This is a genomic window from Dyella japonica A8 (assembly GCF_000725385.1).
GTDB lineage: Bacteria > Pseudomonadota > Gammaproteobacteria > Xanthomonadales > Rhodanobacteraceae > Dyella > Dyella japonica_C.
This window is the reverse complement of the sequence record NZ_CP008884.1, coordinates 2,891,748-2,916,013: the sequence shown is the minus strand read 5'-3', so window position 1 is coordinate 2,916,013 and position 24,266 is coordinate 2,891,748. Positions and strand designations below refer to the sequence as shown.

The window sequence follows — 24,266 nt, the reverse complement described above, 5'->3', positions numbered from 1 at the left end:
TATTATCCCGGCTCGGCCGCACTCATACAAACGACATCCCGGGGAGCATGCCAGTGGCTGACACGATGGACATCACCACCCCTTTCGAGCTGGACGCCCAGGGCATTCGCCTGCGCGCCTGGCAACCCGGCGATGCCCAAGCCCTGTTCGAGGCGGCACGCGAATCCATTGCCTCCGTATCACCCTGGCTGCCCTGGCTGCATGAAGGCTATAGCCAGGACGACAGCGCAAACTGGATCGAGGCCTGCCGATCCGCCCGCGAACGTGGCGATGCCTATACCTTCGGCATCTTTGACGCGGATGGCCGGGTACTGGGCGACGTCGGCCTCAACCGCATCGATCCCAAACGGGGTAGCGCCAATCTCGGCTACTGGGTGCGCGAGTCGGCCCAGGGGCAAGGCGTGGCGGCACGCGCGGCCAAGGCCCTCGCTGCGTTCGGGTTCGACGTGCTGGGGCTGGTCCGCATCGAGATTGTCGTTGCGGTCGACAACAAGGCGAGTCGAAGCACCGCGCAGCACCTGGGTGCCTACTTCGACGGTATGTCGCCCAACCGCATCATGCTTCAGGGAGAGGCCAGCCCCGCCGCGGTGTATTCGCTGCTGCCTCCCGAGCAGGGCGAGACGTCGCCGGGCCCGGTCCTGGAAGAAGGCAAGCTGCGCCTGCGCCCATTCCGCCACAGTGACGCGCCTGCGCTGCACGCATCCCTGCATGAATCCATGGAGAGCATCAGCCGCTTCCTGAGCTGGTGCACTCCCGGCTTCAGCATGGAGGACGGCCTGCACTGGATCACGAAGACGCGTCTGGCTTGGCACGGCATTGGCGATCAACGCGCCGTTGCCATCGTCAACCGCGAGACGGACGAATTGATGGGCAGCATCGTGCTCAACAACTGGCAGTCCGACAACGGCACGGCCAATGTCGGCTGCTGGATACGACGAAGCTGCCAGGACCATGGCGTGGGGACCAATGCAGTACGTCTGCTGGCCAGACATGTGCTGCACAAAACGGAATTGAAGCGACTGGAAATGGTGATCGCCACCGACAACCTGGCCAGCCGCCGCGGCGCCGAGAAATCAGGTGCACAGTTCGAGGGTATCGCCCGCAAACGACTCATGCTGCGCGGGGAAGCCTTGGACGCGGCGATCTATTCGCTTGTTGCCAGCGATCTGGACTGATCAGCCTGCCGACGCGCAGAGCTCCACCAGATCCTGGTAGCCCTGGAACACAGCGGCCTTGCCGCAACCGGGGCAAGCGGGATCACGGGGCAAGCGCGTCTCGCGGAAACGCATGCCCAGCGCATCGACATGCAGCAGGCGCCCGACCAGCGGCTCGCCCATGGCAAGGATGAGCTTGAGTGCCTCGGTTGCCTGCAACAGGCCAACGATGCCGGGCAGCACGCCAAGCACCCCCGCCTCGCTGCAATTGGGCGCATCCACGGCTGCGGGTGGCTCGGGGAACAGGCAGCGATAACACGGCGAATCCGCGCGACGTGGATCGAACACGCTGACCTGCCCGGTGAAACGCTCGACCGCTCCGTAAACCATTGGAAGCCGCAGGCGCTGTGAGGCAGCGGCCACCAGGTAACGCGCCGGGAAATTGTCCGCGCCATCGATGATCACGTCGTGATCCGCCAACAGACGCTCGACGTTGTCGGCCTGCAGGCGCTCGTTGCGAATCTCTACCCGCACGCGAGGATTGAGTGCGGACAGCGCGATCCGTGCGGATTCCGTCTTAAGCATGCCCACGCGGGCATCTGCATGGATGATCTGCCGATGCAGGTTGGAGCGCTCGACGCGATCGTCGTCGATCAGGGTGAGCTGCCCAACGCCGGCAGCCGCCAGATAGAGCGCCGCCGGCGCACCCAGGCCACCGGCGCCCAGCAGCGCCACGCGCGCCGCCGTCAGTTTTGCCTGCCCCGCTTCGCCCACCTGCGGCAACTGCAACTGTCGCGCGTACCGCTCGGCGGCGTCGCTGTCCATGGCCGCTGCGGCGATCGGCAAGCCCTCGGCCTTCCAGCGCTGGAAGCCGCCGGCCACCGATGCTACCCGGGCGTACCCCATGCGCTGCAGCGCTTCGGCCGCCAGCAGCGAGCGCTGGCCACTGCCGCACAACACGAGGAGGGAACGATCGCGATCCGCCTCGATCTGTTCAATGCGCAGTTCAAGGAAACCACGGGACAAACCCACCGCGCCCACCGGCGTGCCGCCGGCGCGCTCGCCGTCCTCACGCACGTCGATCAACAGGCCGCCTTGCGCCTGCCCCGCGAGTGCCTCGGCGGGGGAAATCTCGGGAATGCTGGCCCGCAGGGAATCCAGCCAACGGTCGCGATTGAGGCTTGTCATGGGGCTAGCTTACGGCGGCGCGGCGGTGCGTCCAAGCGTGCCGCTACTTGTGGGAGCGCACCCTGTGCGCGACGGGCGCGAGGCAAACATCGCGCTCACCAGCGCGACATGCCCCAAAACCAGCGCAGGAATGAATGCCGAGGAAAACCGTTACGCCGCGGTCGCGCACAGGGTGCGCTCCCACAGGCAAGGCAAGAGGCTTAGCGCTTGCGCTTCTTCATCTCGCGGATCATGCGCTGGCGCTTGCGCTTCTGGCTGTCCGTGAGCACGTTCTTCTTGCCGGCGAAGGGATTCTCGCCGTCGCGGAACTCGATGCGGATTGGCGTGCCTTCCAGGCGATAGCGCTTGCGGAAGAAGTTTTCCAGATAGCGGCGGTAAGCCGGCGCGATGTGCTTGGTGCGGCTGCCGTGAATGACGATGGTCGGCGGGTTGGTGCCGCCCGGATGCGCGAAGCGCAGCTTGGGGGCATGGCCACGCACCAGCGGCGGCTGATAACTCTCGTAGGCGCGCTCGAGCGTCTTGGTGAGCTCGGACGAACCCAGCTCCTTGGTCGCCGCCTGGTGGGCGCGCACGACGGATTTCATCAGCTCGCGCAGACCTGAACCATGCAAGGCCGAGATGAATACCGTCTTGGCCCAGTCGACGAACTGCAGGCGGCGTTCCAGCGCCTTCTGGCACTGCTCGCGCTGGTAGCTATCCATGCCGTCCCACTTGTTGACGGCGATGACCAGCGCCCTGCCCTCGTCCACGGCATGACCGATCAGGGTGAGATCCTGGTCAGCCAGGTTCTCGCGCGCATCGATCATCACCACCACGACCTGCGCGGCGGCCATCGACTGCAGCGTCTTGATGACGCTGAATTTCTCTACCGCCTCTTCGACGCGCGCCTTGCGACGCACGCCAGCGGTATCGATCAGGGTGTACTTGCGGCCGTCGCGCTCCAGCGACACTCGGATCGGGTCACGCGTGGTGCCGGCCACGTTGGAAACGATCAGGCGATCCTCGCCCAGCAGGCGATTGATCAGGGTGGACTTGCCCGCGTTCGGGCGGCCCACGATGGCGACGCGGATGCTGTCCGCGTCACCTGGTTCGACTTCTTCGTGCTCGTCCTCGGGCAGCAGCGTGAGCGCCGACGCCACGAGATCCTCGGTGCCGCGGTTGTGCGCAGCAGCCAGCGGCAACGTGTTGGCGATGCCGAAGGCGGCGAACTCCGCCATGGCGTTCTGCAGATCAAGGCCATCGGTCTTGTTGACCGCCGCGATGATCGGCTTGCCGCTGCGGCGCAGCTCGTCGAGGATGGTGCGGTCCTGCGGCAGCAGGCCATCGCGTGCATCCACCACGAAGACCAGCACGCTGGCCTCCTCGATAGCGAGGCGCACCTGCTGCGCGGTAAGGCCCTCGATGCCCTCTTCTTCACCGGAAAGACCGCCGGTATCCACCACCACGAACGGGCGTGCACCAGTGCGGCACACGCCGTAGTGACGATCTCGCGTGACGCCCGGCATGTCGGCCACCAGGGCGTCGCGGCTGCGCGTCAGTGCGTTGAAGAGGGTCGATTTACCGACATTGGGACGACCGACCAGGGCAACGACGGGCAGCATGAGTCAGACAACCTTTGGATACGATCAGCGACCGCCGAGACGGTAAGCGCCGATGCGGCCCTTCACGTCCTCGACGTACACGATGTCACCCACCACCAGCGGCTGGGCGCGAATAGCCTTCTTCGACAGTCGCTCGCGCGCGGCCAGCGCACCGTCGCCGGTCTGCAGGAAGTGCACGTAGCCCTCGATGTCGCCAACCACGACGTAGTTGCCCAGCACGGCCGGACCGGTCAGCCAGCGATACTTGAGCGCATCGTTCTTCCACATGTCCGCGCCGCCGCTCTTGTCGAACGACCACACCTGCGACTCGTCGTTCACGCCATAGATGGCGGTGTCGGTGACGTCCAGCGAGGTGAAGGTGGAGAACGGACGCCCCCACAGCGGGCGACCGCTGGGGCCGTCGATCGCGGCGAGGTTGCCGTGAAAGGCGGCGCCGTACAGGGTGGTGCCGGAGAGCAGGATGCCGCCGTCGGCATCCGCCAGGCGATCGATCTCGGTGCGGCCTTCGCCGCTGGCGAGCGTCTGCTCCCACAGCTTCTCGCCATTGTCCAGGCGCAGCGCGACCAGCTTGCCGGCGTCGCTGCCATAGAACACCACGCCGTTGGCCACCAGCAGCGGGCCATTGCCGCGCAGGCTGAGCAGCGGCACGGTGTCCTGATCGTAGACCCAGCGGCGCTCACCGGTGGCACTGTCGAAACCGTAAAGGCGACCGTCCTGGGTACGGGCGACCACCAGGTTGCCGGAGATGACCGGCGCGGAAATCATTTCGGAGTTGACGACCGATTCCCAGCGGGGGCTGCCGTCCTTCGCACTGATGCCGTAGACGTGGCCATCGAGCGTACCGACTACGAGCAGGTCGCCGGACACGGCCGGACCGCCTGCATACAAGGCGTCGGCGCGCTTCTTGTCGCCCCAGCCGAACCAGCCCTTGGTACGCGAACTCTTCGACCACAGCGTCTTGCCGCTGGTGGCGTCGATGGCGGCGACCTTGCCGTCGGTGCTGCAGGCGTAGAGGACACCGTCGGCGAACGCCGGACGCAGGCGCACGCCGCTGTCGCCAGCACCATCACCCACGCTCGTGGTCCACAGCTTGGAGACCTGGGCGGTGGGCTTGAAGTCCTTGGCCAGCGGGGTCGGCGGCTGGACGTTTTCCTTCTTGAACGAGTGGCAACCGGCGAGGACCACCAGGGAGGTCAGCGCCACCAGCCATACGCGACTCATCGCACCGCGCTTCTTCACTTCAGGTTTCATGCACCCTGCTTCCCGGCCACGGCCAGATCATCGATTTTCATCTGCACGCTCTGAGGCGCGGTCTCACCCATTGCCGCCTTGGCGGCTACGTATGCCTTACGGGCATCGTCCGGGCGCCCAAGCTTGACCAGCACATCGCCGCGTAGTTCCTCGGCAACGCCTTCGTAGGCTTTTGCCGGCATGCGGTCCAGCGCGGCCAGCGCATCCGCGCCCTTGCCCTGCGCCAGCAGCACTCGCGCAATGCGCATCTGCGACAGCGCCTTCAGGTTGGGATCGGAAGCATGGGTCTCGGCCCAGCCCAGCGTTTCCAGGGCCTTGTCCAACTGCTTGGCCTGCGCCTGGCGCTCGGCCCGATCGCCCATCGCAAAAATGGCGTAGGTCGAATCGGTGTAGTCCTTGGTCAACTGCTCGGTCAGCTGGTCGGCGCTGTCGGTCTTGCCGGACGCCACGGCCACCTGGATCTGCTGGTAAAGGTTGGCCGCCTCGGCCTGGTGCTCGTCCTTGTGCTTGTTCCACTGCTGCCAGCCAAAGATGCCGACCAGACCAATGGCGATGCCGACGACGATGGACAGGCCGTTCTGGCGCAACCACTGCTGTACGCGTTCGCTCTGTTCGTAGTCGTCGTACTCTTCAAATGCCATGCAATCACCCTGGGGGAACCGCACGCCAAAGGCCCTGCGGGGCACCTGTCATGCGAAAAAGAAATCAGCCCGACTTGCCCGCTCGTGACCGAGCGGACAATGGGCAAGCATAACCGATTGCGTCAGGCCGCACAGGCCCGGCATGGTTCAGGCGCCAGCCGGCGCGGCCTTGCCGTCACGCACTTCCACGCGGAAATGGGCGACGTTGGAACGACGGTAGCTGTCCAGCGCCATCGGCTGGCCATCCAGCATGACCTGTGCGCCACTGGCGTTGCCGATGCGCACTTCCAGCGGCTGGTCGCTGTGATAGGTCTTGGAGCTGCCGGCCGGCAAAATACCGTATTCGAGACGCGCGCCATCCTTGGTGGTGACTTCAACCCAGCTGGCCCCTTGCAGGCTCAACACCAGGCTGTGTGCACCATTGCCGACCGCGTCGGCAGCTGTCGGTACGGCAGGTTGCGTCGCGGGCGTGGTGTGGGTGTCGCCACCCAGGTTCGGGAACGGCGTCATGGACGCCATCAACGGCTGATCCTGCGGCGGCGTCGCATCCGGCTGGGCAGCCTGAGGTGCGGCGGCAGCAGGTGCCCCGTCCTGCGGGCCGGCCGGGGTGGATGCCACGGCGTCCGTCGTCGTCAGGGATGCCAGGACGCTGGCACTGCTCGCCGGCGCATCGACCTGCGCCACGGGTGCGGCATCCAGCGGAGCCAGGTGGCTGACGTCGTGATCCAGCGTGCCACGCACGCCCAACCAGATGGTCGGTACCACGATGGCAGCGGTCAGCACCACATAGGTCGCGGCACGCGCATAGTTCTCGAGCAGGTAACGGGAGTGCGAGATGCCACCGGTGGCCACCAGCGAGGGCTGCGGCGGCTTGATGCGCTCAAGCTCACCCTTCACCTCGCCCTCGTCCACGCCGAGATAGCGCGCGTACTTGGTGAGGTAACTGCCCAGGTAGACCTGATAGTCGATGCCACCGTACTCGCTGCTTTCGATCTGGCGAAGCACGCGCGTCGGCAGGCGCAGCGTATGCGCGCACGACTCGATGTCCAGCCCACGCGCCTCGCGCGCTGCGCGCAGACGCCCGCCAAGGCTGCCCTTGATCGCTTCCAGCGAGGAATGTTCGGTATCCATGGTGACGTCGGGTGCTTGGCTGAAGTGGAATTCTCGGTTGCCGCTATTGGCCGAATTTGACTGCTGGGAGGTCATTGGCGTGCGGTTGCGTCGAGGGCGCGCGCCTGTTCCGAATCCGGGAACTGGCTTTGCAGTCGCCTGCTGTAGTTGAGAGCAGCATCCCTGTTGCCCAACCGTGATTCGATGTCATGCCCAAGCTTGAGCGCCGCCGCCGTCGGCTGACCCAGCGCATCGAATCGCTGGATGAAGGCACGAGCACGGAACGCATCATTCTGAAGATAAAGCACATGGGCGAGCTGATACAACGCCCTGCCGTTGTTCGCGTCAATTTCGATGGCCTTGCGGAAGTCCGCTTCGGCCGCCGGCAGGTTCTGGCCCTTTTCCTCGCAGGCCCCGGCGTTGGTCCAGGCCAACACGGGCGTCTGGTAGAACGGGTCGGCCACGGCCTTCTGGAAATACGGCAAGGCCTCGGCCGTCTTGCCCTCGGCACTGCACAGGAACCAGCCGAGGTTGTTGTTGGTGTCACCCTTGTCCGACGCCAGCGACTGCGCCTTGCGGTAGTGCAGCTCCGCGTTGGGCAGGTCGTTGATGCGCTCGTAGATCACGGCGGACACGGTGTGTGCGGGCACATAGTTCGGATCGAACTGCAGCGCCTTGGTGACCTTGACCAGCGCGTCCTGCAGGTCGCCGTTGACCAGGTATTGCTGGGCCAGCTCGGTATGCACCCGGGCGGCCTCCTGCTTCTGCTCGGCCTTGCTGGTGTGGGGGATCTTGTCGGGCGGCGCGCCGTTGTTCGTGTTGGCCACGGGCACGCAAGCCGCCAGAAGCACGGCCACGCTCGCACTCAGCAGGGTTCGATCAAGCCGCATGACTCGCACCTTCGTCCAGACGCTTGCGGAATTCGGCCTGGCGACGGGTGCGATCCAATACCTGCCCCTTGAGCTGACCACATGCCGCGTCAATGTCGTCACCGCGGGTACGGCGCAACATGGTCAGCACGTTGGCATTGAGCAACTGGGTCTGGAAGGCGCGAATCGTTTCGGCGTCCGAGCGCTCGAAACGCGTACCAGGGAATGGATTGAACGGAATCAGGTTGACCTTGCAGTTGGGCATGCGACGCATCAGCTTGATCAACTGGCGGGCATGCTCGGGCTGGTCATTGACACCCTTCATCAGGGTGTACTCGAAGGTGATGGACGTGCGCGGCTTGCGGTCCAGCCAGCGCTGGCACGCCGCCATCAGCTCGGCAATGGGGTAACGCTTGTTGAGCGGCACCAGCTCGGTGCGCAGCTCATCGTTTGCAGCGTGCAGCGACACGGCCAGCGACACGTCGATGGTTTCCGACAGCTTGTCGATCATCGGCACCAGGCCTGCCGTCGACAGGGTGACGCGCTTGGACGCCAGGCCAAAGCCCAGGTCGTCGCGCATCAAGCTCATCGCCTTGGTCACGTTGTCGAAGTTCAGCAGCGGCTCGCCCATGCCCATCATCACCACATTGGTGATGCGGCGGTTCTGGTGCGTGACGTTGCCGAGGTATTTGGCCGCCACCCACATCTGCCCGATGATTTCGGACGTGGCGAGGTTGCGGTTGAAGCCCTGCGTCGCGGTGGAGCAGAACTGGCAGTTCAGGCCGCAGCCCACCTGCGAGGACACGCACAGCGTGCCGCGGGTGGGCTCGGGGATGTACACCGCCTCGACGGCGTTACCGCCGTCCATGCCGAGCAACCACTTGTGCGTGCCGTCGGCAGCGCCCTTCTCGAACATGGTCTTCGGCGGACCGACATAGCACGACGCTTCGAGCTTCGCTCGAAGCGCCTTGCCGACGTCGGTCATGTTTTCGAAGTTGTCTTCCAGGCGATGGTAGATCCACTTCATCACCTGCTCGGCGCGATACGGCTTCTCGCCCAGCTGAGCGAAGAAATCACGCAGGCCCTGTCGATCGAAATCGAGCAGGTTGACCTTTTCGTTGGTGGTGGTGGTGGATACGGCCTGGTCAGTCATCTTCTAATCGCGGCGCGATGCCGCCCTCTATTCCTTACGCCATCAATGAAACGCGTTGTTTGGTGAAGAGCGCGGCCATGGAAGGCCGCTTTTTGATCTTCGCGTTCAAGGAAGAACGCTTTTACCTTTCAAGAGTGCGGTCATGGATGGCCGCTTCTTGATCTTCCGCGCTCACGGATGAGCGCACTTACCTCGAATGAACTTCGGTGGTCGCGAAGAAGTACGCGATCTCGACGGCGGCCGTTTCGGCAGCGTCGGAACCGTGCACGGCGTTCGCGTCGATGGAATCGGCGAAGTCGGCGCGGATCGTGCCCGGCGCGGCTTCCTTCGGGTTGGTGGCACCCATCAGGTCACGGTTCTTCAGAATCGCGCCCTCACCCTGCAGCACCTGGATCATCACCGGGCCGGAGATCATGAACTCGACGAGCGCCTTGAAGAACGGACGCTCCTTGTGCACGGCATAGAAGCCTTCGGCCTCGGCACGCGACAGCTGCGTCATCTTCGATGCGATGACCTTCAGGCCAGCCTTTTCGAAGCGGGCATAGATTTCGCCGATCACGTTCTTGGCAACAGCGTCGGGCTTGATGATGGAAAGGGTGCGCTCCAGCGCCATGAGGGTCTGCTCCGGAAAAAACTGGTATCTGAGTGGGCGGGTCGGTCGTTACCGACGAACTTACGCGAAATCCTGCCTAGATATGCGGATTTAGCTCACGAAAGTTTGACAGATTCTACCTGATACGCAAGTCGGGCGCTGGTTTTAGGATGGGTCTTAAAACGACCGTTTGACGGCCGCAAATCGACCCGCGTATCCTCAAACGATCGTTTGATTCCTGCCGGGGTAGCGGACCATGCCAGTCGCCAGTGCTTCCATGCCAACCAAGGAGCGCATCCTCGGCGCGGCGGAGGAATTGTTCGCCCGCCACGGCTTCGAAGGGGCCTCCCTGCGCCAGCTCACCGCCGCCGCCGGGGTCAACCTGGCCGCCGTGAACTACCACTTCGGCTCCAAGGACCGCCTGATCGAAGAGGTGTTCCGCCGCCGCCTGGACCAGCTCAACAGCCGCCGCCTGGCTGGCCTGCAGAAGATCGCCGGGGAGCCGGGCACGACCATCGAAGATGTGCTGGCCGCCTTCATCGCGCCTGCACTGGAGCTTTCCCACGATGGCAATGGCTCCCTGTTCATGCGTGTGCTGGCCCGCGCCTTCGCCGAGCACGACGACACCCTTCGCAAGTTCCTGTCGGACAACTACGGCCACGTGATGCGCCAGTTCACCGCCGAATTCGCCCGCCTGCTGCCGCACCTGAGCAAGGAAGAGCTGTACTGGCGGGTGGACCTGGTGACCGGCGCCCTGACCCATGCCATGTCGGGCTTCGGCATGATCCAGCGCAAGAGCGACGTGCCCGAGCAGCGCCACCGCGAGCAGACCGCCGAGCACCTCATCCGCTTCGCCGCCGCGGGTCTCAAGTCCCCCTGATTTCGATCCACCGACTCCCTTCGGCCGGCCACGGCCGCCTGTCTTACCACCAGCGTTTCGTATTACGGAGAAGCCAATGACCGCTCCATCCACCCCCAAAGCGCTACGTATCCGCAAGGCTGCGGTACTGGGCGCCGGCGTCATGGGCGCGCAGATCGCCGCGCACCTGAGCAATGCCGGCGTCGAAACCGTGCTGTTCGACCTGGCCGCCAAGGAAGGTCCCAAGAGCGGCATCGCGCTGAAGGCCATTGCCAACCTGCAGAAGCTGTCCCCTACCCCGCTGGCCGACAAGAACGTCGCCGCTACGATCATTCCGGCCAACTACGACGAAGACCTGGATCATCTGAAGGACGTCGACCTGGTGATCGAGGCGATTGCCGAACGGATGGACTGGAAGCTGGATCTCTACAAGAAGATCGCTTCGCACCTGTCGCCGACCGCCGTGATCGCGTCCAACACCTCGGGCCTGTCGATCAATGGCCTGACCGAAGCGCTGCCGGAAGAGATGCGGCACCGTTTCAGCGGCGTGCACTTCTTCAACCCGCCGCGCTACATGCACCTGGTCGAGCTGATCCCGACCAAGCTGACGGACAAGAACGTGCTGGAGGGCCTGGAGGCGTTCCTCACCACCGCGCTCGGCAAGGGCGTGGTGTATGCCAAGGACACGCCGAACTTCATCGGCAACCGCATCGGCGTGTTCTCGATGTTGGCCACCATGCACCACACGCAGCAGTTCGGCCTGGGCTTCGACACCGTCGACGCGCTGACCGGCCCGGCCGTGGGTCGTCCGAAGAGCGCCACCTACCGCACCGCGGACGTGGTGGGCCTGGACACCATGGCGCACGTGATCAAGACCATGGCCGACACGCTGGCCGACGATCCGTGGCACGAGTACTTCAAGGCGCCGGTGTGGCTCTCTGCCCTCATCGAGAAGGGTGCGCTGGGCCAAAAGACCGGCGCGGGCTTCTACCGCAAGGCCGGCAAGGACATCGTCGTGCTCGACGTGGCCAAGCAGGATTACCGCCTGTCTGAGCAGAAGGCCTCGGATGAGGTGTCCGCCATCCTCGCCATCAAGGATCCGGCCGAGAAGTTCGGCAAGCTGCGCGCGTCCAGCGACCCGCAGGCGCAGTTCCTGTGGGCGACCTTCCGCGACCTGTTCCACTACACCGCCTACCATCTGGCCGACATCGCCGACACCGCGCGCGACGTCGACTTCGCCATCCGCTGGGGTTACGGCTGGAAGCTCGGCCCGTTCGAGACTTGGCAGGCTGCCGGCTGGCAGCAGGTGGCCGGCTGGATCGCCGAAGACATCGCCGCCGGCAAGGCCATGAGCAAGGCCCCGCTGCCGGCCTGGGTCACCGACGGCCGCACCGGCGTGCATGGCAAGAACGGCTCGTACTCGGCCAGCGCCAACACCGACAAGCCGCGCTCGCAGCATCCGGTCTACCAGCGCCAGCTGTTCCCCGATCCGATCCTGGGCGAGAAGTTCGACCAGGGCACCACGGTGTGGGAGAACGACGGCGTGCGCCTGTGGACGCTGGGCGACGACGGCGTGGGCATCATCTCGTTCAAGACCAAGATGAACACGGTCAACGACTACGTGCTCGACGGCGTGCAGCAGGCGATCGACATCGCCGAGCAGCAGCTCAAGGCCGTGGTGATCTGGCAGGCCGGCGAGCCGTTCTCGGCCGGCGCGGATCTGAAGGGTGCACTGGGTCTGCTGCAGGCAGGCAAGTTCGACGACTTCGAGAAGATGGTCGCCAACTTCCAGGCCACTAGCATGCGCATCAAGCACTCGCTGGTACCCGTGGTGTCGGCCGTGCGCGGTCTCGCCCTGGGCGGCGGCTGCGAGTTCCAGATGCATTCGGCACGCACCGTGGCCGCACTGGAAAGCTACATCGGCCTGGTCGAGGCCGGCGTCGGCCTGCTGCCGGCCGGTGGCGGCCTGCATGAGCTGGCCATCCGCGCCGCCAAGGCCAATCCGGAAGACCCGTTCGAGGCATTGAAGAAGGTGTTCGAAACCGTCGCCATGGCCAAGGTCTCCGGCAGCGCGATGGAAGCCAAGCAGTTGGGCCTGCTGCGCGACAGCGACATTGTCGTGTTCAACGCCTACGAGCTGCTGTACGTCGCCAAGAAGGTGGCGCTGTCGCTGGCCGAAAGCGGCTGGCGCCCGCCGATGATGAACCGCAACGTCCCGGTTGCCGGCGATGTGGGCACGGCCACGTTCCAGGCCTCGCTCGCCAACCTGGCCGAGGGTTACTTCGCCTCGCCGCATGATGTGGCCATCGCCACGCGCATCGCGGACACGCTGTGCGGCGGAAAGATCGAGCGCGGTTCGCTGGTCGATGAGGAATGGCTGCTGCAGTTGGAGCGCAAGCACTTCGTGGAGCTGGCCAAGACCGAGAAGACGCAGGCTCGCATCGCGCACACCATGACCACCGGTAAGCCGCTGCGTAACTAAAGGCCCAATGCTCGTCATCCCCGCGTAGGCGGGGATCCAGCGACTTGAAGGCACTGGATTCCCGCCTACGCGGGAATGACGAGCAAAAAAAGGCGAAAACCGTTATGGCTCGTCACACCTGAATTCGAGTGACGATCAAAAACACCAATAGCGTCGCCGCGAACCACGCGCGACGCCACGGAGCAAACCCATGACCAAGCAAGTGCAAGACGCCTACATCGTCGCCGCCACCCGCACCCCGGTCGGCAAGGCGCCGCGCGGCGTATTCCGCAACACCCGCCCGGACGACATGCTCGCCCACGTGATCTGCGCCGTGATGGCGCAGGCGCCGGGCATCGATCCGCATCGCATCGAAGACGTCATCGTCGGTTGCGCCATGCCGGAAGCCGAGCAAGGCATGAACGTCGCCCGCATCGGCGCGTTGCTCGCCGGCCTGCCGTACACCGTGCCGGGCGTCACCATCAATCGCTTTTGTTCGTCGGGCGTGCAGGCCATCGCCATGGCCGCCGATCGCATCCAGCTCGGCGTCGCCGACCTGATGATCGCGGCCGGTACCGAAAGCATGAGCATGGTGCCGATGATGGGCCACAAGGTGGCGATGAACCCCGCTATCTTCGCCAACAAGGAAGACGTCGCCATCGCCTACGGCATGGGCATCACCGCCGAGAAGGTGGCCGAGCAGTGGAAGGTCACGCGCGAGCAGCAGGACGCCTTCGCGGTGGAAAGCCATCGTCGCGCGCTGGCCGCCATCGCCGCCGGCGAGTTCAAGGACGAGATCACCCCGTTCCAGCTGGATGATCACTACCCCGACCTCGCCACGCGTGGCATCACCACCGACAGCCGCCTGATCGACACCGATGAAGGTCCGCGCGCCGGCACCACGCTGGACGTGCTGTCCAAGCTGCGCACGGTGTTCCGCAACGACAAGTTCGGTGGCTCGGTGACGGCCGGCAACTCCTCACAGATGTCCGACGGCGCCGGCGCGCTGCTGCTGGCCAGCGAGAAGGCCATCAAGGAGTTCAACCTCACCCCGATCGGCCGCTTCGTCGGCTACTCGGTGGCAGGTGTGAAACCGGAGATCATGGGCATCGGTCCGAAGGAAGCGATTCCGAAGGCGCTCAAGCAGGTCGGCCTGACCCAGGATCAGCTTGACTGGATCGAACTCAACGAAGCCTTCGCCGCGCAGGCGCTGGCAGTGATCGGCGACCTTGGCCTCGACCCGTCCAAGGTGAACCCGCTGGGCGGCGCCATCGCGCTGGGCCACCCGCTGGGCGCTACCGGTGCCATCCGCGCCGCCACGCTGCTGCACGGCATGCGCCGCCGCAAGCAGAAGTACGGCATGGTGACCATGTGCATCGGCACTGGCATGGGCGCGGCGGGCGTGTTCGAAGCGCTCTGATCTCTCGCGCCGCTGAAGTCGGAAAAGGCGCCGTGGCAACACGGCGCTTTTTTTATGTCGATACCTCCCCTACCCGTCATTCCCGCGAAAGCGGGAATCCAGCGACTTTGCTCTAACGCAGCGCATAAAGACGCTGGATTCCCGCTTTCGCGGGAATGACGGTGAGGGGTGACGGGACCTTTCTCGCGATCAACTCAGCGCCGCGATCTGCCTCGCCACATACACGGTCAGGAAGATCGCCATCAGCACGAGCAGCACCGCCATCGCACGCGCTACCCAAGAGTCGCCATACATCGACGACTCCGATGCCTGGATGGCGCGCCGGTTGCGATAGAAACGCAGCGTGGCACCCACGATCATCAGTGCGCCAACCAGCAACAAGCCCAACCCCAGCCATTGGGACGCGCGGGTATGCAGGCCTTCTGCCGCATGTTCGGCGGAACGCGTGGCAACGAGAAGGAAAATATCGAAACGCTCCAGCAGAAAGCCGAATGCCATCACCGAGATCGCGGTGCGGACCCATGCGAGATAAGTGCGCTCGTTGGCCGAGTGATCTGAGAAATTCGGAATCACGGCGGGTCCTCTTCCGGGGGCTTCTGCACCTTGGCCTCGCCATCATGCCACGAGCCGTCTCAATGTCGTCGAGAGGGACGCGGGTTGGGCCCGCCTTGCGCGCTACAATTGGCGGACAGGCACCATGGACATCTTCGATGCGTAACCCCCTGCAGGAACAACTACTCAAGGCCGGCCTTGCCAAGAAGGGTAAGGTGGATCAGGTTGCACGAGAGCAGGCCAAGCAGCGCCAGGGCAAGGGCGGAGCGTCGGCGCCCGCCGACAAGATCGACGCCCAGCGCCTGCAGGCGGAAAAGGCCGAACGTGACCGCGCCATCGCCGCCGAACGCAACGCCCAGGCCCACGCGCGCGAGATCGCCGCGCAGGTGCGGCAGATCATCGACGCCAACAAGGTGAAGCGCGAGGGCGAGATCAGCTACCGCTTCAATGATGGCGAGGCGATCCACAGCGTCCTCGTGAACGAGACCCTGCGCACGCAGCTGGCCAAAGGTGCCCTGGTCATCGCACGTTCGGGCGAAAACTACGAATTGCTGCCGCGCGCCGCCGCTGCGAAAGTCCGCGAGCGTGACGCATCGGTCATCGTGCTGGATCACGGCAAGCCGGGCGACGACGCACCAGCCGGCGAAGAAGACGAGTTCTACAACCAGGACCAGTTCAAGGTGCCCGACGATCTGGTCTGGTGAAAGCGCGGACCGTGTAATCGCAAGAAACGGAGTGCGTCGGACCGGGCACGGCACTAGCCTGCCTGTTCCACTCTTCGGCGCACACGGTCATGCACGCACGCTCCATCGACATCCAGGGCCAGGCGCTCGTCTCACGCATTGACGGCATCGACTGGGTGGCCGTGCGCGAACAACTAGACGCGCGCGGCCACGCCATCCTTCCCGGCCTGCTGGATACGGACGCCTGCCTCGGCATCACCCATGGATATGGGGACGCATCGCTGTACCGCTGCCGCGTGGTCATGGCCCGGCACGGCTTTGGCCTCGGCGAGTACAAGTACTTCCGCTATCCCCTGCCCGCTCTTGTGCAGCGGCTGCGCGACTCGCTCTATCCGCACCTGGCCCCGCTGGCCAATGACTGGAACGCGCGCATGGGCATCGATGTCCGTTATCCCGATACGCATGCCGCCTTCCTTGCCCGCTGCCACGCGGCCGGCCAGACACGCCCGACCCCGCTACTGCTCCAGTACGGCGCGGGCGACTACAACTGCCTGCACCAGGATCTCTACGGCGAACATGTGTTTCCGCTACAGGTGGCCATCCTGCTGTCCGAGCCGGCGACGGATTTCACGGGCGGCGAGTTCGTCCTGACCGAGCAGCGTCCACGTATGCAGTCCCGCGCCGAGGTGGTGCCCCTGCACCAGGGCGACGCCGTGGTGTTCGCCGTCAACCAGCGCCCGGTGGCCGGCACCCGCGGCTCGTATCGGGTGGCCATGCGCCACGGTGTCAGCCGCCTGCGCAGCGGCCGGCGCCACACGCTGGGCATCATTTTCCACGACGCCGAATAGGTCGACCGGGCACGCGCGGTCACGAATCCTTTAGGATGGCCCCTTCGCATATCGTCACCGAGGGGATCGTGCCGCCCATGCAGAACCATGAACCGACCGTCGCGCCCGGCACTGCAGACCACCACCTGCAACGGAACCTGCACAACCGCCACCTGCAGTTGATCGCCATCGGCGGGGCCATCGGCACCGGCCTGTTCATGGGCTCGGGCAAGACGATCAGCCTGGCCGGCCCTTCCGTGATCTTTGCCTACGCCATCATCGGCAGCGTGCTGTTCTTCATGATGCGCGCGATGGGCGAGCTGCTGCTCTCCAACCTGCACTACAAGTCGTTCGTCGACTTCAACTATGACCTGTTGGGCCCCTGCGCGGGCTTCTTCACCGGCTGGACGTACTGGTTCTGCTGGGTGGTCACCGGCATCGCCGACGTGGCCGCCATCACGGGCTATATCCAGTTCTGGGCACCGGGCGTGCCGTTGTGGCTACCCGGCGCCGTGTGCATCGGCCTCTTACTCAGCCTCAACCTGCTGACGGTGAAGCTGTTCGGCGAGATGGAATTCTGGTTCGCGCTGGTGAAGATCATCGCCATCGTCTCGCTCATCGCCATCGGCATCGTGCTGATCGCCATTGGCTTCACCTCGCCCTCCGGCGCCAAGGCAGCCGTGTCGAACCTCTGGAGCAACGGCGGCTGGTTCCCGCATGGCGGCGCAGGGTTTCTGGCGGCCTTCCAGATCGCGGTATTCGCTTTCGTGGGCATCGAACTGGTCGGCACGGCCTCGGCAGAAGCGCGCGACCCGGAGAAGACGCTGCCCAAGGCGATCAACTCCATTCCGATCCGCGTGATCGTGTTCTACGTGCTCGCCCTGCTGGTGATCATGACGGTCACGCCGTGGAACCGGGTGATGCCGGACCGCAGCCCGTTCGTGAACCTGTTCATGCTGATCGGCGTGCCGATTGCCGCCAGCCTGATCAACTTCGTGGTGCTGACCTCGGCCACCTCGTCGGCTAACAGCGGCATCTATTCCACCGGCCGTATGCTCTACGGCTTGTCGGCCGGCAAGCTCGGCCCGAAGCCGTTCGCACGCCTGAGCAACAACAACGTGCCGGCCAACGGCCTGGCCTATTCCTGTGTGCTGCTCTTCATCGGCGTGTTCCTGCTTTACCAGGAAGGCAACGTCATGAAGGTCTTCACCATCGTCACCACCATCTCCAGCATCTGCTTCATCTTCGTGTGGTCGCTGATCATGATCGCGTACATGCGCTACCGGAAACTGCATCCGGAGCGCCATGCCACGTCGATCTTCAAGATGCCTGGCGGCGTGGCCATGTGCTGGCTGGTGCTGGCCTTCTTCGCCTTCGTGCTGTGGGTGTTCGCGCAGAAGGAAGACACCCTGCAGGGCCTGATCTATACGCCGATCTGGTTCGTGTGCCTGGCCATCTGCTACCCGTTCTACCGGAAGCAGGCGATCGAGCATCGCAAGGAGACGCACTGAGAACATGTTCCGTCCGTGGGGCCCCGCGCGTCACGGACGGAATGGTCGTATCGGCCATCCTGCTTTTCCCGCAGGCAATAAAAAAGCGACCCTAGGGTCGCTTTTTTGTGGATTGCGATGCTTCAATCCACGGAATCTGGAGCGGGAAACGAGACTCGAACTCGCGACCCCGACCTTGGCAAGGTCGTGCTCTACCAACTGAGCTATTCCCGCATCGGAGTCGCGCATTGTAATGGCTAATACGCGGCCGTCAAGCATCCGTCATAAATTAATTCAGTCTTCGCCCCGGGGCAGCGGATGGCCGGCGCCGTCGCCCTGCAGGCTGGGCCACGCCGCGCGCAGATAATAGAGCCCGGACCAGATGGTGAGGATGCCGGCAATAACCAGCAGCGCCTCGCCGATGTGGTACAGGCGCAGGGCCTCGGCGCTTTTTTCATGCTGAACGATCAACACCACCAGGGCCACCATCTGCATGGTGGTTTTCAGCTTGCCGATGAAGGCCACCCGGACCGTCGAGCGCATGCCAATCTCCGCCATCCATTCACGCAGGGCCGAGACGCTGATCTCACGCCCCACGATGATCGCCGCGGTGACCGCCATCAGGATGCCCGGCCAGCCGCCGCGATGGGTTTCCACCAGCAGGAACAGCGTGACCGCCACCATGAGCTTGTCGGCCACCGGATCGAGGAAGGCCCCGAACGCCGAGGTGAGGTTCATGCGGCGCGCCAGGTACCCGTCCAGCCAATCCGTGATGGCCGCGAGCAGGAACACGATGGCGGCGGTGATGTTGTGCCCGGGGAACTGCCAGTAGAACACCACCACCATCACCGGCAACAGCAGCACGCGGAACAGGGTCAGCCAGGTGGGCAGGTTGATGTGCATAAATCCTTTCCGGGTTGAAGCCGTTGGCAGGGTGACCCCGCCATCATCACAGTTGCATGGTCCCCGCGTTCGATCATGCGGGATTTTGGCTTTCGGCGGAATGACGGTGGGCCGTCCGATTCCGGCCGGTCAGCCGTGAAGTGCAGCATAAATGCGTTCCGCCAGTCCGCGATCAATGCCTTTCACACGGGTCAGCTCTTCCACGCCGGCGGCTTCGACGCCCGCGAGGCCGCCAAAGGCCTTGAGCAGCGCGGAGCGGCGACGCGCGCCCACGCCGGGAACATCCTCCAGCACGCTGCGCTCCCGTGCTTTCTCGCGACGCTTGCGATGGCCGGTGATGGCAAAGCGGTGCGCTTCGTCACGCACCGCCGCCACCAGGTGCAGCGCAGGTGACGACGGCCCCGGATGCAGGTTGCGACCGGAGTCGGCCAGCACCAGTGTTTCCTCGCCAGCCCGGCGGCCCGGCCCCTTGGCCACGCCGACCACCTGGATGCCGGTGACGCCCAGCTCGCGCAGCACGTCCAGCGCCTGCGCCACCTGTCCGCTGCCGCCATCGATCAACAAGATGTCGGGTTTTGCGCCGTCGCCCTCGGCCACCTTGCGGAAACGTCGGACCAGCGCCTGGTGCATGGCAGCGTAGTCGTCGCCCCCGGTAATGCCGGTGATGTTGAAGCGACGGTAATGTGATTTTTCCGGACCTTCGGGCCCAAATACCACGCACGAGGCGACCGTCAGCTCGCCCTGGGTATGGCTGATGTCGAAACACTCGATACGGCGCGGCGGCTCGCTCAGCTCCAGCAGTTTCTGCAGGTCGTCGAAACGTGCACCCAGCGTCTGGCGGCTGGCCAGCCTGGCCGTCAGCGATGCCTGCGCGTTGCGCTCGGCCATTTGCAGGAAACGGGCACGCTCGCCGCGCACGCTGGATTTCAGCTCCACCGCATGGCCCGACTGCTGCACCAGCAGCTCGCCCAGGATCTGCTGGCTCGGCAAGGTCTCACCCAGGATCAGCTCACGCGGCACCGGGCGATCGAGGTAATACTGCGCGACGAACTGCTCCAGCACGTCGGCCGGCTCGGCATCCAGCGGCAGGCGCGGGAAGAAGTCACGCGTACCCAGGCTGATGCCGTTGCGGAAGAACAGCACGCTCACGCAGGCCATGCCCGCCTCGATACGGCAGGCCAGCACGTCCATGTCCGCGCTGGCGCCCTGCACGTGGTGCTCCGCCTGCAGTTTGCGCAAGGCGGCCACCTGGTCGCGCAACGAAGCCGCGCGCTCGAACGCCAGCGATTGGCTGGCCTGCTCCATTTGGCCGGCCAGTTCGTCGATGACCGCACTGCTGCGCCCCTCGAGGAACATTTCCGCGTGACGCACGTCATTGCGGTAATCCTCGATGGTGATCAGCTGCACACAGGGCGCCGTGCAGCGGCCGATCTGGTGCTGCAGGCAGGGGCGCGAGCGGTTCTTGAAATAGCTGTCCTCGCACTGGCGCACCTTGAACAGCTTCTGCATCAGGTTGAGGCTTTCGCGCACGGCGAAGGTGCTGGGATACGGGCCGAAATACCGGCCCGGCATGTTGCGCGCCCCACGATGGAACGCGAGCCGCGGATAATCCTCGCCACCCGACAGATAGATGTACGGGTAGCTTTTGTCGTCGCGCAGCAGGATGTTGTAGCGCGGTTTGAGCGACTTGATCAGCTGCGATTCCAGCAGCAGCGCCTCGCCCTCGGTGCGCGTCACCGTGATCTCGGCACGGGCGATCTGCGACACCATCGCCGCAATGCGCGGCTCCATGCGCGGCTTGAGGAAATAGCTGCCAACGCGCTTCTTGAGGTTGCCCGCCTTGCCCACGTACAGCAGGTCGCCGTCCTCGTCGAAATAACGATAGACGCCGGGCGAGGTGGAGAGCGTTTTGACGAAAGCCTTGCCGTCGAAGGCTTGCGGCGGCGGAGTGGACTGCATCAGGCAATTCTATCCGTTCACCGGTCGCGCAGGCGCGCGATCAGGCCATCCACGCCCTGCTCCGCCAGCGCCACGGCACGGCGAAAGCCTTCGTTGTCGCCAAAGTACGGATCCGGGAATTCCTCCGGCCCGGCCACGCCCGCCCAGGGCAGGAACAGGGCCGGTTCCACGCCACGACCACGACGCAGGCCCTGCAGCGTTTCCAGGTTGTCCTGATCCATCGCCAGCACCCAGTCGAAATCCTCGAAATCGGATGCCCGCACCTGTCGCGCCCGGTGCGGCGACAAGTCGTAGCCCGCATCCGCGGCGGCGCGCACCATGCGCGGATCGGCACCCTTGCCCACATGCCAGTTCCCCGTGCCGCAGGAAGCCAGCGTCAACGAAAGGCCAGCCTGTGCGCTGCGCTCGCGCGCCACCGCCTCCACCAGCGGCGAGCGGCAAATGTTGCCCAGGCAAACGAACAGGATGGATGGCTTGTCGCTGGCTTTCATGGGTGGAAACGTTCCTTTGAAACCTTGTGGCGCGACGGTGTGCAGCATCGGCAGCACTGGCGGAAACCAGCGTTATGGCTGCGCCGAAGGCCGCTATCAAGCCCTTCGACCGTGCCGGACGGCACGATTGTTGTGTCATGAGGGCCCCGACTATGCTTGGCCGGTCGACAGGGGAGACAGAAAGTGAAAAGCAAGCTGATCACGCTCGCGCTCTGCGCGGCTGCCATGATCCTGAGCCAGGCCGCGGTTGGCGCCGTCGCGCAGGACGCCCAGGCACCCGCGCCGGCTTCATCCGCCGCGGGCCATGGCGACACTGCCCTGGCCGATCGTCCAGCCAGCATCGACGAAGACCGGCCCTTGCCCCAACCGCACTATTCCGCGGCCATGAAAAATACCGCCGGCTCGGGCACCGTCGTCGTGATGGTGCAGGTGGATGCCGAAGGCAAGATCCAATCTGTCCATGTGATGATGTCTTCGGGCGCTCGGCAGCTGGACGATGAAGCCATCCGCACGGCGAAGAGCTGGTCGTACAAGCCGGCCATCAAGAACGGCGTCGCGACCGGTGGCTATGTGCAGGTACCGATCACGTTCAACAAATGACCCCGCGCGCCGCTGCCATGTGCTGGCGAAGGCGGCGATAGGCCCGGAAAACGCCCATGGGTTGCCTGCCACTCCCCATCCTGTTCGTGCTCGGCTTCCTGATCGGACGGGCGGTCGCCGGCAACAACGGCGCCCTGTGGGGCGCCGGCATCGGACTCGTGCTGGGTATCGTGCTGGGCGGCCTGCTGGTGATGATGATCCGCCGGCGCCGCTGACCCGTCAGTGCCCGGCCAACCAGCGCTCGGCGCGTTCAAGATCGGCCTCGGTGTCGATACCTGGCGGGAACGGCTCGGGCGTCAGGCGGGCCGCGATCGGGAAGCCGTGCTCCAGCACGCGCAACTGCTCCAGCGACTCGGCCTGTTCCAGTGGCGTGCGATCCAGGGTCGTGTAGCGCTTCAGGAAGCTTGCGCGGTAGGCGTAAATGCCGATGTGGCGCAGGAACGGAACATCGGCCGGCAGCACATCGCGATCCAGTGCGAAAGCGTCGCGCGCCCAGGGCGCCGGCGCACGACTGAAGTACAGCGCACGCCCCGTGATTGAACGCACCAGCTTGACGACGTTGGGATCGAACAGCTCATGCGCTTGCGTGATGGGCGTGGCCAGCGTGGCCATGGGGGCGTCGTCTTCGGCCAAGGCACGCGCCACTTCGCGAATGCCGGCAGCGGGTGCGAATGGTTCGTCACCCTGCAGATTCACCACGATGGCGTCATCTGCCCAGCCATAGTGCTCCGCGCACTCCGCCAGGCGATCGCTGCCCGAGGCGTGGTCGGCGCGCGTCATGCAGACGTCCACGCCCTGCCCCTGCAACGCATCGACGATGCGCTGGTCGTCCGTGGCCACAACCACTTGCGAGGCACCCGCTTCCAGTGCGCGCTGCGCCACGCGCACCACCATAGGCACGCCGGCAATCTCCCGCAGCGGCTTGGCTGGCAACCGGGTGGAGCCATAGCGGGCGGGAATGGCGACGATAAAGGAAGGCGTGGCGGTGGGCATGGCAACCTCGACAGGAAGCGCCAAGCGTAACGGTTAGGCCACCGTGCGGCGAGTGGCACACGCCTCTTGTGGGAGCGCACCCTGTGCGCGACGGCCGCCTGCGTCGGCGCCGGGGCCACCGTCGCGCACAGGGTGCGCTCCCACAGGCCCGCGTCGCTCAGGTATTCCTTAGGTCGAACCCGCACCCGTTGGCGAGCTCAAGAAAGCCGGGGAATGATGTCGCCACGTTGCTGCAGTCGTTGATCCGCACCGGACCGTCAGCGATAAGTCCTGCTACGGCGAAACTCATGGCGATGCGATGGTCGCCGTGGCTCTCGATCGTGCCGCCACGGAGCGCACCGCCGGTGATGGTCGCGCCATCCGGCACTTCGTCAATGAACGCGCCGAGTGCGCGCAAGCCATCCGCCATGGTGGCAAGGCGATCCGATTCCTTCACGCGCAACTCGGCGGCACCACGCACCACGGTCTTGCCGCTGGCCGCCGTCGCCGCGACGAAGAAGACCGGGAACTCGTCGATCATGTCTGGCACCAACGCTTCCGGCAGCTCAATGCCATGCAACGGCGCGTGTCGCACCACGAGGTCGCCCACCGGCTCGCCGCCGCTTTCGCGCTCGTTCTCCACGCGGATGTCCGCGCCCATCAGGCGCAGCGCCTGCAGCAAGCCGGTGCGGCGCGGATTCAGGCCTACGGCCGGCAGGCGCAGCTCGGCCCCCGGCACAATGCTGCCGGCGACCAGGAAGAAGGCAGCAGACGAAAAATCGGCCGGCACATCCACATCCGTGGCGCGAAGTGTGTGGCCGCCGCTCAGTCGCGCACGACCCGGCGCGAAATCGATGGGCCAGCCAAAGGCCGCCAGCATGCGCTCGGTGTAGTCGCGCGTCGGATGCGGCTCGATCACTTCCGTCTCGCCGTGTGCGTACAGGCCTGCCAGCAACAGCGCCGATTTCACCTGCGCACTCGCCACGGGCAGCGTATAGCTGATGCCCTGGAGAGACTGTCCGCCGCGTACGCGCAGCGGCGGCAGGCCATCCTGCGTATCGATCCTGGCGCCCATGCGGGCAAGCGGATCGGTCACGCGGCGCATCGGGCGCCGGGACAGGGACTCATCGCCTACCAGCGTGCTGTCGAACGTCTGCCCCGCCAGCAAACCGGCCAGCAAACGCATGCCGGTGCCGGCGTTGCCGCAATCGAGCAACGCCGTGGTGCCGCGCAGGCCATGCAGGCCAACACCATGCACGATGCGCTCGCCATCAGCCGGCGCATCGATGCGCACGCCGAGCTGCTGCAGCACGGCGGCGGTGGCGCGCGTGTCCTCGCCCTCCAGGAAGCCGCGGATATGCGATGTGCCATCAGCCAGGGCGCCCAGCATCAGCGCGCGGTGCGATACCGATTTGTCACCGGGCACGCGCACGCTGCCCTTGAGCACGCGAGCGTGTTGACTGGTCCAGTCGAGTCGGGTCACAAAGGAT

The 24,266-nt window shown here is 65.1% G+C and carries 23 protein-coding genes and 1 tRNA gene; 9 read left to right on the top strand and 15 right to left on the bottom strand.

Features of this window, described 5'->3' with window-relative positions:
* Positions 1–53 precede the first annotated feature (53 nt).
* On the top strand, positions 54–1,175 hold the full coding sequence (locus HY57_RS20890; protein WP_158407928.1) for a GNAT family N-acetyltransferase: 1,122 nt from the start codon (positions 54–56) through the stop codon (positions 1,173–1,175).
* On the opposite strand, the gene moeB is transcribed toward HY57_RS20890, so the two are convergent.
* From moeB to ndk, 8 genes are all read right to left on the bottom strand, one after another.
* Complete coding sequence (gene moeB, locus HY57_RS12225) at positions 1,176–2,342, bottom strand: molybdopterin-synthase adenylyltransferase MoeB (RefSeq protein ID WP_019467287.1); 1,167 nt, start codon at positions 2,340–2,342, stop codon at positions 1,176–1,178. It lies immediately after the preceding gene.
* A gap of 200 nt (positions 2,343–2,542) precedes the next feature.
* Complete coding sequence (gene der / locus HY57_RS12220; protein WP_019467288.1) at positions 2,543–3,943, bottom strand: ribosome biogenesis GTPase Der; 1,401 nt, start codon at positions 3,941–3,943, stop codon at positions 2,543–2,545.
* 24 nt (positions 3,944–3,967) lie between these two features.
* Positions 3,968–5,194 carry an outer membrane protein assembly factor BamB gene (bamB, locus tag HY57_RS12215; protein WP_081500753.1) on the bottom strand — a complete coding sequence of 409 codons (1,227 nt, stop codon included), beginning with the start codon at positions 5,192–5,194 and terminating at the stop codon, positions 3,968–3,970.
* Entirely contained in the window at positions 5,191–5,835 is a 645-nt protein-coding gene (locus HY57_RS12210; protein WP_019467290.1) for a YfgM family protein, read from the bottom strand. Before HY57_RS12210 ends, bamB begins: the two co-directional genes overlap by 4 nt.
* 147 nt (positions 5,836–5,982) lie before the next feature.
* The gene (locus tag HY57_RS12205) at positions 5,983–6,966 is read right to left on the bottom strand and encodes a helix-turn-helix domain-containing protein (protein ID WP_100218291.1); all 984 of its coding nucleotides are present in this window, start codon (positions 6,964–6,966) and stop codon (positions 5,983–5,985) included.
* Positions 6,967–7,037: 71 nt separating this feature from the next.
* The gene (pilW, locus tag HY57_RS12200; protein ID WP_019467292.1) at positions 7,038–7,835 is read right to left on the bottom strand and encodes a type IV pilus biogenesis/stability protein PilW; all 798 of its coding nucleotides are present in this window, start codon (positions 7,833–7,835) and stop codon (positions 7,038–7,040) included.
* On the bottom strand, positions 7,825–8,967 hold the full coding sequence (gene rlmN / locus HY57_RS12195) for a 23S rRNA (adenine(2503)-C(2))-methyltransferase RlmN (RefSeq protein ID WP_019467293.1): 1,143 nt from the start codon (positions 8,965–8,967) through the stop codon (positions 7,825–7,827). The genes pilW and rlmN overlap by 11 nt, the downstream gene beginning before the upstream one ends.
* 187 nt (positions 8,968–9,154) lie before the next feature.
* Positions 9,155–9,580, bottom strand: a complete 426-nt coding sequence (ndk, locus tag HY57_RS12190) for a nucleoside-diphosphate kinase (RefSeq protein ID WP_019467294.1) — start codon at positions 9,578–9,580, stop codon at positions 9,155–9,157.
* A 235-nt stretch (positions 9,581–9,815) separates the two neighbouring features.
* Here ndk and HY57_RS12185 point away from each other — a divergent pair, with 235 nt between their 5' ends.
* The 3 genes from HY57_RS12185 to HY57_RS12175 all read left to right on the top strand — a co-directional run bounded on the left by HY57_RS12185 (position 9,816) and on the right by HY57_RS12175 (position 14,299).
* Positions 9,816–10,439, top strand: a complete 624-nt coding sequence (locus HY57_RS12185; RefSeq protein WP_019467295.1) for a TetR/AcrR family transcriptional regulator — start codon at positions 9,816–9,818, stop codon at positions 10,437–10,439.
* Between the two features lie 76 nt (positions 10,440–10,515).
* Positions 10,516–12,900, top strand: coding sequence for a 3-hydroxyacyl-CoA dehydrogenase/enoyl-CoA hydratase family protein (locus HY57_RS12180; protein WP_019467296.1), 2,385 nt, complete (start codon positions 10,516–10,518; stop codon positions 12,898–12,900).
* A gap of 190 nt (positions 12,901–13,090) precedes the next feature.
* Positions 13,091–14,299 carry an acetyl-CoA C-acyltransferase gene (locus HY57_RS12175; RefSeq protein ID WP_019467297.1) on the top strand — a complete coding sequence of 403 codons (1,209 nt, stop codon included), beginning with the start codon at positions 13,091–13,093 and terminating at the stop codon, positions 14,297–14,299.
* 189 nt (positions 14,300–14,488) lie between these two features.
* On the opposite strand, the gene HY57_RS12170 is transcribed toward HY57_RS12175, so the two are convergent.
* Positions 14,489–14,872: a YidH family protein gene (locus tag HY57_RS12170; RefSeq protein WP_019466718.1), complete on the bottom strand. Its 384-nt coding sequence runs from the start codon at positions 14,870–14,872 to the stop codon at positions 14,489–14,491.
* Positions 14,873–15,009: 137 nt separating this feature from the next.
* Between HY57_RS12170 and HY57_RS12165 the strand changes: the two genes are divergently transcribed.
* From HY57_RS12165 to cycA, 3 genes are all read left to right on the top strand, one after another.
* Complete coding sequence (locus HY57_RS12165; RefSeq protein ID WP_019466719.1) at positions 15,010–15,555, top strand: DUF2058 domain-containing protein; 546 nt, start codon at positions 15,010–15,012, stop codon at positions 15,553–15,555.
* Between the two features lie 89 nt (positions 15,556–15,644).
* Positions 15,645–16,382 carry a 2OG-Fe(II) oxygenase gene (locus tag HY57_RS12160; protein ID WP_019466720.1) on the top strand — a complete coding sequence of 246 codons (738 nt, stop codon included), beginning with the start codon at positions 15,645–15,647 and terminating at the stop codon, positions 16,380–16,382.
* 77 nt (positions 16,383–16,459) lie between these two features.
* Entirely contained in the window at positions 16,460–17,872 is a 1,413-nt protein-coding gene (gene cycA, locus HY57_RS12155; RefSeq protein ID WP_050997969.1) for a D-serine/D-alanine/glycine transporter, read from the top strand.
* 137 nt (positions 17,873–18,009) lie between these two features.
* Here cycA and HY57_RS12150 read toward each other — a convergent pair.
* The 4 genes from HY57_RS12150 to HY57_RS12135 all read right to left on the bottom strand — a co-directional run bounded on the left by HY57_RS12150 (position 18,010) and on the right by HY57_RS12135 (position 21,204).
* Positions 18,010–18,085, bottom strand: a tRNA-Gly gene (locus HY57_RS12150).
* 60 nt (positions 18,086–18,145) lie between these two features.
* Positions 18,146–18,754, bottom strand: a complete 609-nt coding sequence (gene pgsA / locus HY57_RS12145; protein ID WP_019466722.1) for a CDP-diacylglycerol--glycerol-3-phosphate 3-phosphatidyltransferase — start codon at positions 18,752–18,754, stop codon at positions 18,146–18,148.
* 129 nt (positions 18,755–18,883) lie between these two features.
* Positions 18,884–20,713, bottom strand: a complete 1,830-nt coding sequence (gene uvrC / locus HY57_RS12140; protein WP_019466723.1) for an excinuclease ABC subunit UvrC — start codon at positions 20,711–20,713, stop codon at positions 18,884–18,886.
* 17 nt (positions 20,714–20,730) lie between these two features.
* Positions 20,731–21,204: a low molecular weight protein-tyrosine-phosphatase gene (locus tag HY57_RS12135; protein ID WP_019466724.1), complete on the bottom strand. Its 474-nt coding sequence runs from the start codon at positions 21,202–21,204 to the stop codon at positions 20,731–20,733.
* A gap of 183 nt (positions 21,205–21,387) precedes the next feature.
* Between HY57_RS12135 and HY57_RS12130 the strand changes: the two genes are divergently transcribed.
* Together HY57_RS12130 and HY57_RS21955 are read left to right on the top strand one after the other, a co-directional pair.
* Positions 21,388–21,804 carry an energy transducer TonB gene (locus tag HY57_RS12130; RefSeq protein WP_019466725.1) on the top strand — a complete coding sequence of 139 codons (417 nt, stop codon included), beginning with the start codon at positions 21,388–21,390 and terminating at the stop codon, positions 21,802–21,804.
* Positions 21,805–21,860: 56 nt separating this feature from the next.
* Positions 21,861–22,019: a hypothetical protein gene (locus tag HY57_RS21955; protein ID WP_019466726.1), complete on the top strand. Its 159-nt coding sequence runs from the start codon at positions 21,861–21,863 to the stop codon at positions 22,017–22,019.
* Positions 22,020–22,023: 4 nt separating this feature from the next.
* On the opposite strand, the gene kdsB is transcribed toward HY57_RS21955, so the two are convergent.
* Both kdsB and aroA read right to left on the bottom strand, forming a co-directional pair.
* Complete coding sequence (kdsB, locus tag HY57_RS12125) at positions 22,024–22,797, bottom strand: 3-deoxy-manno-octulosonate cytidylyltransferase (RefSeq protein ID WP_019466727.1); 774 nt, start codon at positions 22,795–22,797, stop codon at positions 22,024–22,026.
* 157 nt (positions 22,798–22,954) lie between these two features.
* A complete protein-coding gene (gene aroA / locus HY57_RS12120; protein ID WP_019466728.1) occupies positions 22,955–24,259 on the bottom strand; it encodes a 3-phosphoshikimate 1-carboxyvinyltransferase in 1,305 nt (434 codons plus the stop codon).
* Positions 24,260–24,266: the final 7 nt, after the last annotated feature.